This window comes from Sphaerisporangium rubeum (assembly GCF_014207705.1).
Taxonomy (GTDB): Bacteria; Actinomycetota; Actinomycetes; order Streptosporangiales; family Streptosporangiaceae; genus Sphaerisporangium; species Sphaerisporangium rubeum.
Genome location: NZ_JACHIU010000001.1, coordinates 6,474,599 through 6,487,539, shown reverse-complemented (window position 1 = coordinate 6,487,539; position 12,941 = coordinate 6,474,599). Strand labels below are relative to the sequence as shown.

The 12,941-nt window shown below is 69.7% G+C and carries 10 protein-coding genes; 9 read left to right on the top strand and 1 reads right to left on the bottom strand.

Annotated features, from left to right (window positions below):
* Positions 1-131: 131 nt before the first annotated feature.
* Positions 132-2,666 carry a glycoside hydrolase family 9 protein gene (locus BJ992_RS27335; RefSeq protein WP_343072876.1) on the bottom strand — a complete coding sequence of 845 codons (2,535 nt, stop codon included), beginning with the start codon at positions 2,664-2,666 and terminating at the stop codon, positions 132-134.
* 285 nt (positions 2,667-2,951) lie between these two features.
* Here BJ992_RS27335 and BJ992_RS27330 point away from each other — a divergent pair, with 285 nt between their 5' ends.
* From BJ992_RS27330 to BJ992_RS27290, 9 genes are all read left to right on the top strand, one after another.
* Positions 2,952-3,527, top strand: coding sequence for a winged helix-turn-helix domain-containing protein (locus tag BJ992_RS27330; RefSeq protein ID WP_184985822.1), 576 nt, complete (start codon positions 2,952-2,954; stop codon positions 3,525-3,527).
* Positions 3,524-4,858 carry an MFS transporter gene (locus BJ992_RS27325; RefSeq protein ID WP_184985820.1) on the top strand — a complete coding sequence of 445 codons (1,335 nt, stop codon included), beginning with the start codon at positions 3,524-3,526 and terminating at the stop codon, positions 4,856-4,858. Before BJ992_RS27330 ends, BJ992_RS27325 begins: the two co-directional genes overlap by 4 nt.
* Positions 4,859-4,921: 63 nt before the next feature.
* Positions 4,922-5,533, top strand: a complete 612-nt coding sequence (locus BJ992_RS27320; RefSeq protein ID WP_184985818.1) for a DUF305 domain-containing protein — start codon at positions 4,922-4,924, stop codon at positions 5,531-5,533.
* A gap of 100 nt (positions 5,534-5,633) precedes the next feature.
* Entirely contained in the window at positions 5,634-6,530 is an 897-nt protein-coding gene (locus tag BJ992_RS27315) for an SDR family oxidoreductase (protein WP_184985816.1), read from the top strand.
* 175 nt (positions 6,531-6,705) lie between these two features.
* Positions 6,706-7,887, top strand: coding sequence for an ROK family transcriptional regulator (locus BJ992_RS27310; protein WP_343072875.1), 1,182 nt, complete (start codon positions 6,706-6,708; stop codon positions 7,885-7,887).
* A 62-nt stretch (positions 7,888-7,949) separates the two neighbouring features.
* Entirely contained in the window at positions 7,950-9,458 is a 1,509-nt protein-coding gene (locus tag BJ992_RS27305; protein WP_343072874.1) for a sugar ABC transporter ATP-binding protein, read from the top strand.
* Positions 9,455-10,519 (top strand): ABC transporter permease, encoded by a 1,065-nt coding sequence (locus BJ992_RS27300; protein WP_343072873.1) that lies wholly within the window; start codon positions 9,455-9,457, stop codon positions 10,517-10,519. Before BJ992_RS27305 ends, BJ992_RS27300 begins: the two co-directional genes overlap by 4 nt.
* 162 nt (positions 10,520-10,681) lie before the next feature.
* Complete coding sequence (locus BJ992_RS27295; RefSeq protein ID WP_184985814.1) at positions 10,682-11,740, top strand: ABC transporter substrate-binding protein; 1,059 nt, start codon at positions 10,682-10,684, stop codon at positions 11,738-11,740.
* 16 nt (positions 11,741-11,756) lie between these two features.
* Complete coding sequence (locus tag BJ992_RS27290) at positions 11,757-12,938, top strand: Gfo/Idh/MocA family protein (RefSeq protein ID WP_343072872.1); 1,182 nt, start codon at positions 11,757-11,759, stop codon at positions 12,936-12,938.
* The last annotated feature ends 3 nt before the right edge of the window (positions 12,939-12,941 follow it).

The following is a 12,941-nucleotide window of genomic DNA, read 5'->3' as shown; positions in this document are numbered from 1 at the left end:
CCATGCTCACCATGGCGCCGTATCGCTGTGGCCCCGCGGCCATGGTGGCGTAGGTCACAGAGGAGGTCGGTGGAGTCGCGGTCACGGTGCCGGGCCGCCGCGAGGGGACGCGGCGGCCCGGCGGTCCGGGATCAGGCGCAGGCGGCGCCGTTCAGCGTGATCAGGTCGGGGTTGGGGTTGGGTCCGGGTGCGGAGTTGCCGTTGAAGCCGAAGGTGATCGACTGGCCCGGCAGGATCTTCTTGTTGTGCGAGAGGTTCTTGGCGCTGACGGTGGCGCCGCTCTGCGTGATGTCGGTGTTCCAGAAGTGCGTGGTCGTCTGGCCACTGAGGAACGACCACTTGAGCGTCCAGCCGTCGATGGCCGTGGTCCCGGTGTTCTTGACGGTCACCTGGGTGGTGAACCCGCTCGGCCAGGAGCCGTGCGTGGTGTAGGTGACCTGGCACTTGCCAGGCGCCTTCACCGTGCCGTCACCCTGGTCGGCGACGAACGCCGAGACCCACGACAGCGGCGAGTTCCAGTTGATCGTCAGCTCGTTGGTCGACCAGGACTCGATGTCGTCGATGTAGCAGAACTGGCCGACGCAGCCGGTCAGCTTCGACTGGGCCAGCGGGTCCTGGATGTAGCTGTTCGGGCCACCCGCCAGAGTGCCCTTCGGCGGGTTCGGCAGGCTGCTGTCGAGCTGGTGCGCGTACCAGCGGCTGTGCTGGTTGTGCGAGTTCACCTCGCCGTACCCGGTGACGTAGGACATGTTGAGCGCGTTGCGGCCGAAGATGTAGTCGATGCCCTGGAGCACGCCGTCGCGGTACTTGCGCTCGCCGGTGAGGTCGTACGCCGCGGCCACGACCACCAGGTTGTTCAGCACCAGGTTGTTGGAGCCCCAGTCGTAGTCGGTCACGCCGTACGCGATGCCGTACGGGTGCGCGTTCAGGGTGGCGAGGTACTTCTCGGCCCCCTGGACCACCGAGGCGCGCACGTCGGCCCGGCCCGGCAGATTGTTCGGCACGGTCGCGAGGTCGAGACGGCCGAGCGCGGCGGTGCTGCCCCAGTCGAAGCCGCGGTCGCGCCAGATGTCGGACGTGTGCAGCGGCGATGCCAGGAGGTAGTCCTTGTACTTGGCGTCACCGGTCGTGATGAACAGCTCCGCCGCGGCCCAGTAGAACTCGTCGCCGACGTTGTCGTCGTTGTAGGCGCCGCCGCCGGTGCCGTCCGCGGCGGAGGCGAGCTTGGCCGGGTTGGCCACGGCCGCGTCCCATGCCTTGCGCGCGGCGGTCAGGTTGCGCGCCGCGAACGCCGCGTCGTACGGCGCGAACAGGCGGGCCGCCTGCGCCGCGGTGGCGGCCAGGTTGAGGGTCGCCGCCGTGCTCACCGGGTGCAGCTCACGAAGCTGCGGGTCCAGGTGCGGCATCAGGGGCAGGCCGGTCCAGTTCTGGTCGTGGATCTTGTGGTGCGCCATGCCGGCGAACGGCTTGCCGTCCGGCACCTGCATCTTGAGCAGGAACTCCTGCTCCCAGCGCGCCTCGTCCAAGATGTCCGGCACGCCGTTGCCGCTCTCCGGCAGCGCGAGCGTGGAGTCGCCGAGGGCCCCCGCCGTCACGGCGTTCTTGGTGCGCTCGAACTCGCTCATGAGCTGCGCCACCGAGATTCCGCCGTTGACGACGTACTTGCCATGGTCGCCGGCGTCGTACCAGCCGCCGGCGACGTTCAGCCGGTAGTCGCAGACGCCGGGCTGGCACGGCACGTCGAGGTCACCCTGGTTCGGCGCCACACCGATGTGACCGGCGGGCCTGCCGTACCCGGGCCGCAGCGCGTCGTCGATCGCGATGCCGCTGCGCTGGGTGTAGTAGAACTTCAGCGCGTCCAGCCGCAGGTCGCGGTACGGCGCGCCGTTGCCGATGTCGAACGGCCTGCTGGTCTCGCCGTCCGCCACCAGCGTGTAGCCGGTGCCGGCCTTGGTGACGGAGCTGAAGTCGATCGAGTGGACGTTCTGGCCGGAGCTCGCGTCAACGCCACGCGGCGTGGTCTGACCGTTCGCGACCTTCTTGCCGCTCGCGTCGTTGAGCCGCCACGGGAGCGCCGTCGTCGACTCGGTCACCACGGTCGCGTTCTTCGGCCCCTTGGTCAGGTACGCCACCTGGTTCACCCGCACGCGGGGCCCGGTGTCGGGGATGTAGACGTCCGGCGGCGCGCCACCCTTGAGCGACACGTTGTCCAGGCAGAACCGCCACGGCGTGGCGCTGCCGCCGATCTGGAACACCACCTGCGCGTTCGGCAGGTCGACCGGCGAGGTGAACGTGTAGCTGTAGGTGTTGCCTGAGGTGCTGACCTCGGGGTTGGCGGCCAGGTAGGCCGTGTACGGGTCCGTCGGCATCTGCACGAGCGCACGCACCACCCGCGGCGGCGTTGCCGTGGCGAACATGCTGAACGCGTAGGTCTCACCGGCGACCAGCGGGATGTCGTTCTGGCCGATGATGGCGTCCCACGGGTTGATCGTCCCCCCGGGGACGTCCGTGCAGAACTGCCCGCCGACCACGGTGGCCGTCAGGTTGCCCGTGGTCCACCACGGTGCGGTGCCGTTGTCGAAGGACCCGTTGACGATCTGCTCGGGTCCCTCCTCTGCCGCGTACGTGGCGGGTGCGGACAAAGTGGAGGCGGCCAGAGTGGCCACTGCGGTCAGGGCGAGCGAAGCCGCCCACCGCCGGGATGGTCTGATCACGAAGGGTTCCCCAGTACGTCAGGGTGGGAGCGCTCCCACAGGAGTCGTGACCACGCATGGTTCCAACGCTCCAACGGGCCGTCAATGGACCACCCGCGACCGCGGAGTGACAAGACGCGCCTTGGCCCGTCCGGCGCACGTCGCGCTGCTCATGGTGGTGAGGAAGTCTGAAATTTTCATCGCACAGACGCCAAAGCTATCTTTGCAAAGATAACTTCGCAAAGATAGCTTTGGCATATGGAGGAGTCCGAGGTCTACCGGGTCACCGACCCCCGCGCGCTCAAGGCGGTCGCGCATCCGCTGCGCGCGCGCCTGCTCGGCGCGCTGCGTGTCGAAGGTCCCGCCACCGCCACAGAACTGGCCGCAAGGTTCGGGGAGAGCTCCGGCTCCACCAGCTACCACCTGCGGCAACTCGCCAGGTACGGCTTCGTCGAAGAGGACCCCGGCCGCAGGGACGCACGCGAGCGCCGCTGGCGCTCCGTCCACCGGTACACCGCCTGGAACGAGGCCGACCTCGACACCACCCCGCAAGGCCGCGAGGCCGCCGGTGACATGCGCGAACGGCAGCTGCGGGTCCTGATCCGCGACCACGGCGCCTTCGAGCGCGAACGCGACGCCTACGGCCCCGAGTGGATCGAGGCCGCCGGCATGTACGGCGACTTCGCCTACCTGACCCCGGCCTCGGTCACCCTCCTCTACGAGCGCGTCAAGGAGCTCCTGCGCGAACTGGAGGCCGCCGACGCCGATGCCCCCGGCCGTGAACGCGTCGTGGTCCACACCGCGGCCTTCCCCATGAGGGGGTATCCGCGGTGACCTCCCCCGGCCCCGCTCCGCCGCCGGCCCCACCGGCCCCCACGCCGAAGCACCCCGGCGCGCTGTCCCCGAGGGCCGCGTTACGGCGGTACACGCTGGTGAGCTTCCTCGCCTGGCTTCCCTCGGGGCTGGCGGCCCCGGCGACGGTGCTGCTCATGACGTCACGCGGTCTCGGGCTCGCGCAGATCGGCACGGTGACCGCCGTGTTCTCGATGGTCGTGGTGGTGCTCGAACTCCCGACCGGCGGCCTGGCCGACGTCGTCGGCCGGCGCGTGGTGCTCGCCGTGTCGGCGGCGCTCAGCCTGGTGGCGCTCGTGCTCATGGCCACGGCCACCACGTTCTGGCCGTTCCTCGGCTGGGCCGTGCTCCAGGGGACGGCGCGCGCGCTGTCCAGCGGCCCGGCTCAGGCGTGGTACGTCGACACGCTGCACCGTGCGGCGGGCCCGGACGCCGACCTGCGGCCGGGGCTGTCCCGCGGTGAGGCGGCGGGCTCGCTGTCGCTGTGCCTCGCCACCCTGACCGGCGGTTTCCTCCCCTTGGTCGTGCCAGGCGGCCTGATGGTGCCGGCGCTCGGCGGCGCGGGGGCCGCCGTGGTGCTGCTCGCCGTCGTGCTCGCCGTGCTCGGTGAGCCGCCGCGACCTCGTGCTGGGGTGCGGTCGGTGCTGCGCGACGTGCCGGTCACGATCGGCGCCGGGCTGGCGCTCGCCGTGCGGGACGGCGGCCTGCGCCGCCTGGTGTCGATCGCGTTCCCCGTCGGCGTCGGCCTCGGGGTGATCGAGCTGTTCACGCCGGGACGGCTGGCCGGGCTGACCGGGGACGCCGAGTCGGGAAGCTCGGTGTACGCGCTCGTGTACGCGGCCGGTTTCGGCGCGTCCGCGCTCGGGTCATGGGCCTCGCCGTGGGTGGCGCGGGTGATGGGCCGGCCGTCGCGCGCCGCGGTGGCGGGGATGACCGGCGTGGCTCTCGCCTTCGCCGTGCTGGCCGCGACGGCCGCCGTGACCGGCGTCGCGGGTGTGGTGTCCGCCGCCTTCGCGTACGTCCTGCTGTACGCCGGGCTCGCGGTGGCCGAGGTGGTGCGCGTCTCGCTGATGCACGAACGGGTCGAGTCGTCCCGCCGCTCGACCCTGATGTCGGTGGACTCCTTGCAGTTGCACGTCGGCTCCGCGCTCAGCGCCGCCGGTTTCGGCGCGCTGGCCGGCGTGACGGGCCCGTCGCTCGCCTGGTGGGTGACCGCGCTGCTCAGCCTGGGGTGCGCGTCGCTGTACGTCCGCCTTCCCGCGCGCGGGACGGCCTCCGCCGGTCTTGTGCGCGCCGGGCCGGAAATCGGTTGAACGCGGCCGGGGTGCGGCGCGTATCTCGGTGTGTCCGGGAGCGCCGGGTGGAGTGAGGTGCCGATGAGGGGTGGCCGTGAGCTGGTCGCCGGAGTTGTGGTGATGCTGGCGCTGGCGGGGTGCGCCGGGAGGCCGGTGGCGGCCGGCGTGCCGGCGGCTGTGCCGGCGGGGGTGGCCCCTCGGGAGGTCACCGAGGCGGATGTGCCGTACAACCTGACCGATGTGCTGTTCTGCAGGGAGATGATCCTGCATGATCGGCAGGCGCTCACGTTGGCGGGGCTGGTGGAGGGGCGGAGCGAGGACGCTTTTGTCGGCGGACTCGCGGACCGGATCAAGGCTGGTGAGGCGTCCAGGGTGGCGGCGTTGGCGGAGCGGTTGCGGACGTGGGACTTCAGTGTTCCTGATGCGGCGAATCCTCCGATGCATGACATGCCGGGGATGTTGACGGATGCTCAGCTTGTGCTGCTTCGGGGGAAGCGTGGGGCGGACTTCGACAAGCTGTGGCTCACGACCTTGGCGCGGCACACGGGGTACGGCATGCTGCTGGCGGAGAAGGCTCGGGACGACGGTAAGGACCGCACAACCAAGGACATCGCCGGCAGGTTGGCGGTGGCGCAGCGTGCCGAGGTGAACGAGATGGCCACTCGTCTCGCGCGGCTGCGGGGTGGTGGCTGAACCGCGGATTTCATGACGGCCGGTGGTTTCTGGGTTCGCGCGGTGCGGCGGGTTATCGTGGGGAACCACTAGAAGGTTGTTCTCCTGAAGGGTGGGCGGCATGCCGGAACTGAGGTTCGACGGGAAGGTCGCGATCGTGACCGGAGCGGGTCACGGGCTCGGCAGGTCGCACGCGTTGCTCCTCGCCGAACGCGGTGCCAAGGTCGTCGTGAACGACATCGGCGGCGCGCTGGACGGCAGTGGCGCCTCGGCGGGGCCGGCCGCGGACGTGGCCGAGTTGATCGTCAAGAACGGCGGGGAGGCGGTGGCCAGCGCCGACAGCGTGACCACGCCTGAGGGGGCCGAGGCGATCGTGCGTACGGCGATCGACGCGTTCGGCCGGGTGGACGTCCTGGTCAACAACGCCGGCATCCTGCGGGACAAGTCGTTCGGCAAGATGACGGTCGAGGACTTCGACTCCGTCCTCGCCGTGCACGTGCGCGGGTCCTTCCTCGTCAGCCGCGCGGTGTTCCCGCACATGAAGGAGCAGCGGTACGGCCGCATCGTCAACACGACCTCGCCGGCGGGGCTGTTCGGCAACTTCGGCCAGGCCAACTACTCGACCGCGAAGATGGGCCTGGTCGGACTGACCAAGACCCTCGGCATCGAGGGTGCGCGGGCCGGCATCAAGGCCAACGCCATCGCCCCCATCGCCTGGACCCGCATGACCGAGGCGCTGCTGCCGGCCGAACTGGAGCAGAGACTCGGCGCCGACAAGATCAGCCCGGTGGTGGCGTTCCTCGCGCACGAGAGCTGCGAGACCAGCGGCGAGGTGTTCAGCGTCGGCGGCGGCCGGGTGGCCCGGGTCTTCGTGGCGGAGGGTCCCGGCTGGCACACCGACGACCTCACCGCGGAGGCCGTCGCGGAGAACTGGCAGGCGATCCTCACCGAGGAGCCGCACCTGCAGCCGACCACGCTCGGCGAGCAGGCGGCGGCGTCGATGCGCGCGATGTTGTAGGCGTCCACGACCTGGACCGGCGGGGTTTCGTGACTCCGCCGGTCATTTTTGTCCGCACTGCCAGCAAGCTTTCGTCCATAACGGCGAAAGTTATGAATCGCAATCAAAAAGCCCTTCACCTGGTGGCGGAAGTGGTCTAGCTTCGGGGACGTATCACCCCAACCCCGGAGTGGCTGTGAAGCGGATCCCCCTGCGTCCTGAGAACCTGCATCAGGCGACGCTGTTGCGTCTGCTGCGGGACGGCGGCAGGTCGCGCGCGGAACTCGGGGACGATGTCGAGCTCTCCCGGTCCAAACTGAACCTGGAGCTGGACCGCCTCATCGAGGTGGGCCTGGTGGAGCAGGCGGGGCTGGCCGCCTCCCGGGGCGGACGCCGCTCCGGCATGGTGCGCCTGTCACCGGCCATCCGCTTCGCCGGCATCGACATCGGCGCGACGTCGATCGACGTCGCGGTCACCAACGGCGAGCTGGAGATCCTCGGTCACGTCAGTGAGCAGTGCGACGTGCGTCAGGGCCCGGCCCGCGTGCTGGACCGCGCGATGGAGCTGCTGCGCAAGCTCCGTGAGCAGCGGTTGTTCACCCAGCTCAACGGTGCGGGGATCGGGGTCCCCGGCCCGGTGAGCTTCGCTGAGGGTGTCCCCGTGGCTCCTCCGATCATGCCGGGCTGGGACCGTTTCCCCGTCCGGGACATGGTCAGCCAGGAGCTCGGCTGCCCCAGCAAGGTCGACAACGACGTCAACCTCATGGCGCTCGGCGAACTGCACGCGGGACTCGCGCGTCAGGTCGACGATTTCCTGCTCATCAAGTTCGGTACAGGCGTCGGCTGCGGCATCGTGGTCGACGGCAAGATCTATCGCGGCGTGTCCGGCAGCGCGGGTGACATCGGGCACATGCGGGTCGACGATCAGGGGCCGGTCTGCACCTGTGGCAACACCGGCTGCCTGGAGGCGTACTTCAGCGGTGCCGCGCTCGCGAGGGAGGCGGTGCGGGTCGCGCCGCGTTCGCCGTACCTCACCGAACGTCTCGACGTGGTGGGCTCGCTCACCGCGGAGGACGTCGCCGCCGCGGCGACGCTCGGGGACCCTGTGGCTTTGCAGCTCATCAGGGACGGCGGACGGCAGGCGGGCCAGGTGCTCGCCGGGCTCGTCAGCTTCTTCAACCCCGGCCTCATGATCATCGCGGGAGGAGTGGCCCGTTTGGGCCACGTACTACTCGCGGAGATCAGAAGCGTCATCTACCGCAGGTCACTCCCGCTCGCCACCGGGAACCTGCCGATCGTCCTGTCCGAATTAGGAGACACCGCCGGCGTCATCGGCGGTGCACGACTGATCAGCGATCACGTCTTCTCTGTGCAATAGCTCCACGGCACCCCGGTGCCAGGAACCATCGTCCCCCTACTAGGACCCCACCCGGAGGCCCCGTGAGCGACCTGCTGGTCATGCGAGGCATCGTCAAGCAATTTCCCGGCGTGCGCGCCCTGGACGGCGTGGACCTGGACGTCCGCGCAGGCGAGGTGCACTGCCTGCTCGGCCAGAACGGCGCCGGTAAGTCGACTCTCATCAAGATCCTCGCCGGAGCGCACCAGCCGGACGAGGGAACCATCACCTTCGGCGGCGAGGAGGTGCGGTTCACGAGCCCGATCGCGGCCATCAAGGCGGGTATCGCGACCATCTACCAGGAACTGGACCTGGTGGCGGGCCTGTCGGTCGCGGAGAACATCTTCCTCGGCCACGAGCGCGCCAGGCTGGGCTTCACCCGCAGGAGCGGCATGAACCGCGCCGCGGCCGAGCTGCTCGGCCGCCTCGGCCACGGCGAGATCAAGCCCACGACCGAGGTGGGACGGCTGTCCGCGGCCGGCATGCAGATCGTCAGCATGGCCCGAGCGCTGTCCCACGACGTACGGCTGATCATCATGGACGAGCCGTCGGCCGCGCTCGCGCACGACGAGGTGGCCAACCTGTTCCGCGTGATCAGGGATCTCACCCAGCAGGGTGTGGCGGTCGTCTACATCTCCCACCGCCTGGAGGAGATCCGCGAGATCGGCGACCGCGTGACGGTGCTCAAGGACGGCCGGACCGCCGCCGTGGGCCTGCCGGCGCGTGACACCCCGACCTCCCGCGTCGTGTCGCTGATGACCGGCCGGGACGTGGAGTACGTCTTCCCGAAGCGTCCCGCGCCAGGCGCGCACGACGGCAGGCCCGAGGTGCTGCGCGTCGAGGGGATCACGGTCCCCGGACACGTCAAGGACGTGTCGCTGACCGTGCGCGAGGGGGAGATCGTGGGGCTGGCCGGCCTGGTCGGATCGGGCCGCTCGGAGATCATCGAGGCGGTGTACGGCGCGCGCCGTCCCGTCACCGGCAGGGTGCTGCTGTCCGGCGAGCCGGTGCGGCCCGGCAGCACGACCAGAGCGGTGCGGCTCGGCATGGGACTCGCCCCTGAGGAGCGCAAGGCGCAGGCGCTGCTGATGAACGAGTCGGTGGGTCGCAACATCACCATCGCCGGCCTCGGGAAGTACTCAAGACTCGGCTGGGTGGACCGCCGCGCCGAGCGCCAGGAGGCCGAACGGCTGGTGCGGACCGTGGACATCCGTCCCCCCGACCACCGTCGGCCGGTGCGCACCCTGTCCGGTGGCAACCAGCAGAAGGCGATCTTCGCGCGCTGGCTGGTCGAGGGCCGCAAGCTCCTGCTGCTGGACGAACCCACGCGCGGCGTCGACGTCGGCGCGCGCGCGGAGCTTTACGCCGTGATCCGGCGGCTCGCCGACGAGGGCGTCGGCGTCCTACTGGTCTCCAGCGAGGTTCCCGAGGTGCTCGGGCTCGCCGACCGGGTCCTGGTCCTCCGAGAGGGCCGGGTCATTCACGAATCGGACGCCCGCGAGCTCGACGAGCCCCGCGTGCTTGACATGATCATGGAAGGGAGCGCGTTGTGACGCCGCAGGACGGCACCCGGGACCTGCGTACCGGTTCCGGTACGCCAGATGACACCCCGCACGACACTCCGCAGACCAAGGTGGCCGCACGCCGCCCCGCCACCGCGTCGAGCCTGCTCGGCGGCATCGGACAGGCCCGCCACCTCGGCCTGGTGGTGGCGCTGGTGCTGCTGGCCGTGGTCGGCCTCGTGACCGTGCCGGACACGTTCGCGACCTCCTCCAACTTCGTCAGCATCCTGGCCCTGGCCGCCACGATCGGTGTCATCACCGTCGGCATGACGTTCGTCATCATCGGCGGCGGCATCGACCTGTCGGTCGGCGCGATCATGGCGCTGGCGTCGGTGTGGGCCACGACGCTCGCCACGCAGGCGTACGGGCCGGTCGTCATGGCGATCTGCGCCATCGCGGTCGGCACCGGAGCGGGCCTGCTCAACGGCTTCCTGATCTCCTACGGCCGCATGGTGCCGTTCATCGCCACCCTCGCGATGCTGGTGGCCGCGCGCGGCCTCGCGCAGCGCATGTCGGACCGCAGGACCCAGCTCGTCCAGCCCGACAACTCCGCGCTCGTGGAGCTGTCGACCACCCGGGTGTTCGGCCTGCCGCTGCTGGTGTACATCTTCGCGCTGGTGGTGGCGGTCGGCTGGCTGGTGCTCAACCGCACGACGTTCGGCCGCCGCACGTACGCGGTCGGCGGCAACCCCGAGGCGGCGCGCCTCGCCGGCATCAACGTGCGGCGGCACACCCTGATCCTTTACGCGCTCTCCGGCCTGTGCTGTGGCATCGCCGCCATCCTGATCATGGCGCGCACCACCACCGGTTCCAGCACCCATGGCGACCTCTACGAGCTGGACGCCATCGCCGCCGTCATCATCGGCGGCACGCTGCTCACCGGCGGCCGGGGCACGATCATCGGCTCGATCCTCGGCCTGCTGATCTTCACGGTGATCACCAACCTGTTCATCCTGAACGGCCTCAACACCAGCGACCAGCTCATCGCCAAGGGCTTGATCATCGTGATCGCCGTGCTCCTCCAGCGGCGCAGCCTGAACACACCTACTTAGCCGGGCTCCGGCGCGACGCCAGGACCGGCGGACACCGCCGTACGGCCGCGGGGACCCCGCGGCCGGGGGCCGCCGGCTCCCGGCGATCAACTGAAGACGAATCAATAGCGAAATTCACCCTCAAGGGTTCCTCTCTCAACCCCGGAACAGGAGCAAGACACTATGGAGAAGCGCGTCGGCAGGCGGGGTTTCCTCGTCAGCGGGGCCGTGGTCGGAGCAGGTGCGCTGGTCACGGCGTGCACAAGTAATGAGCCGGCTGCGGCTCCGAGTTCGGCTGCTCCGCAGGCGACGACGGCGGGTACCGACAATGATCAGCCGGGTGAGAAGGTCGTCATCGGGTTCTCGGCTCCGGCGGCGGACCATGGGTGGATCGCGGCGATCGCCAAGAACGCCGAGGCTCAGGCCAAGCAGTACAGCGATGTGGAGTTCAAGCCGGTCGAGCCGACCAATGACATCAACCAGCAGATCTCGGCGGTGGAGTCGCTGATCCAGGCGAAGGTGAACGCGCTGGTGATTCTGCCGAACGATGGTGAGCAGTTGAACCAGGTGGCGCGGCGGGCCACGGACGCGGGGATCCCGGTGATCAATTTGGACCGGGTGTTCCCGGACAAGTTGTCGTACCGGACGTGGATCGGCGGGGACAACTACGGCATGGGGGTGGCGGCGGGTCATTTCATCGGTGACCGGCTGAAGCAGGCGGGGGTGTCGAATCCGGTGATCCTGGAGATCCAGGGGATCGCGACGCTGCCGTTGACGCAGGATCGCAGCAAGGGGTTCGCCGATGCGCTGAAGACCTACGGGTTCAGTGTGACCGCGCAGCAGGACGCGAAGTTCACGGTGGAGTCGGGGACGCAGGTGGCGAGCAATCTGCTGCAGGCGCACAAGAAGATCGATGCGATCTGGAACCACGACGACGACCAGGGCATCGGTGTGCTGGCGGCGATCAAGGAGGCCGGTCGGGATGAGTTCTTCATGGTCGGTGGTGCGGGGTCGGCGAACGCGATGCGGGACATCCAGGCCGACAGTGGTGTGCTGAAGGCGACGGTGACCTACAGCCCGACGATGGCGTCGTCGGCGATCAAGCTGGCTCGTCTGATCGCGCAGGGCAAGGGCATGAGCGACCTGGTGGAGCAGCAGGTTCCCCAGTCGATCACCCTGGCGTCGGAGACCATCACCAAGGACAACGCCGCCCAGTACCTGCCCCTGGGCTTCGAATCCTAGAGAATCGGGGTTACTCGTGACTGACTCAAGGCCGGCGCTCGGGGTCGGCATGGTCGGCTACGCGTTCATGGGACGCGTGCACTCGCAGGCATGGCGTGCCGTCGGCGCGTTCTTCGACCTGCCGGTCGCTCCGGTCATGGCGGTCCTGTCGGGACGTTCCGCGGAACGCACGGCCGCCGCCGCCGCCCAGCTCGGCTGGGCGGCGGTGGAGACCGACTGGAAGGAGCTCATCAAGCGCGAGGACGTCCACATCGTGGACATCTGCACGCCGGGTGACTCACACGCCGAGATCGCCATCGCGGCGCTGGAGGCCGGCAAGCACGTCCTGTGCGAGAAGCCGCTGGCCAACACCGTCGAGGAGGCCGAGGCGATGGTGGCCGTCGCCGAGCGTGCCGCCGCGCGCGGCGTGCGCAGCATGGTCGCCTTCAACTACCGCCGGGTGCCCGCCGTGGCCCTGGCCCGTCAGATGGTCGCCGAGGGCCGCATCGGCGAGATCCGCCACGTACGCGCGCAGTACCTGCAGGACTGGATCACCGATCCGGAGTTCCCGCTGGTGTGGCGGCTGCAGAAGGACAAGGCGGGTTCCGGCGCGCTCGGCGACATCGCCTCGCACATCGTCGACACCGCGCAGTTCATCACCGGCCAGCTCATCACCGGTGTCTCCGGCCTCACCGAGACGTTCGTCAAGCGGCGTCCGCTCGCCGAGGAGTCCGCGGGCCTCAGCGCCGCCGGTGGCGGTGGCGCGACCGGTGAGGTCACCGTGGACGACGCCGCGCTGTTCACCGCCAGGATGTCGGGTGGCGCGGTCGCGTCGTTCGAGGCCACCCGGTTCGCCACCGGCCGCAAGAACGCCATGCGGATCGAGGTGAACGGTTCGCTCGGCAGCATCGCCTTCGACTTCGAGTCGATGAACGAGCTGTGGTTCTACGACCAGAACCTCCAGGCCGAGGAGGCCGGGTTCCGGCGGATCTACGTGACCGAGTCCGGTCACCCGTACGCCGGCGCCTGGTGGCCCCCCGGTCACGGCCTCGGGTACGAGCACACGTTCACCCACGAGGTGAAGGACTTCCTTGAGGCGGTCGGCAACGGCACCGACCCCGCGCCGTCGTTCGCCGACGGGCTGCGGGTGCAGCGGGTGCTCGCCGCGGTCGAGCGCAGCGCGGCCGACGACAGCCGCTGGACCACGGTCGACGGCTGACCG

Coding starts and splice junctions, on each gene's coding strand:
- BJ992_RS27330 (WP_184985822.1), top strand. CDS start 2,952: ATGGAGGAGTCCGAGGTCTACCGGGTCACCGACCCCCGCGCGCTCAAG.
- BJ992_RS27320 (WP_184985818.1), top strand. CDS start 4,922: ATGAGGGGTGGCCGTGAGCTGGTCGCCGGAGTTGTGGTGATGCTGGCG.
- BJ992_RS27315 (WP_184985816.1), top strand. CDS start 5,634: ATGCCGGAACTGAGGTTCGACGGGAAGGTCGCGATCGTGACCGGAGCG.
- BJ992_RS27295 (WP_184985814.1), top strand. CDS start 10,682: ATGGAGAAGCGCGTCGGCAGGCGGGGTTTCCTCGTCAGCGGGGCCGTG.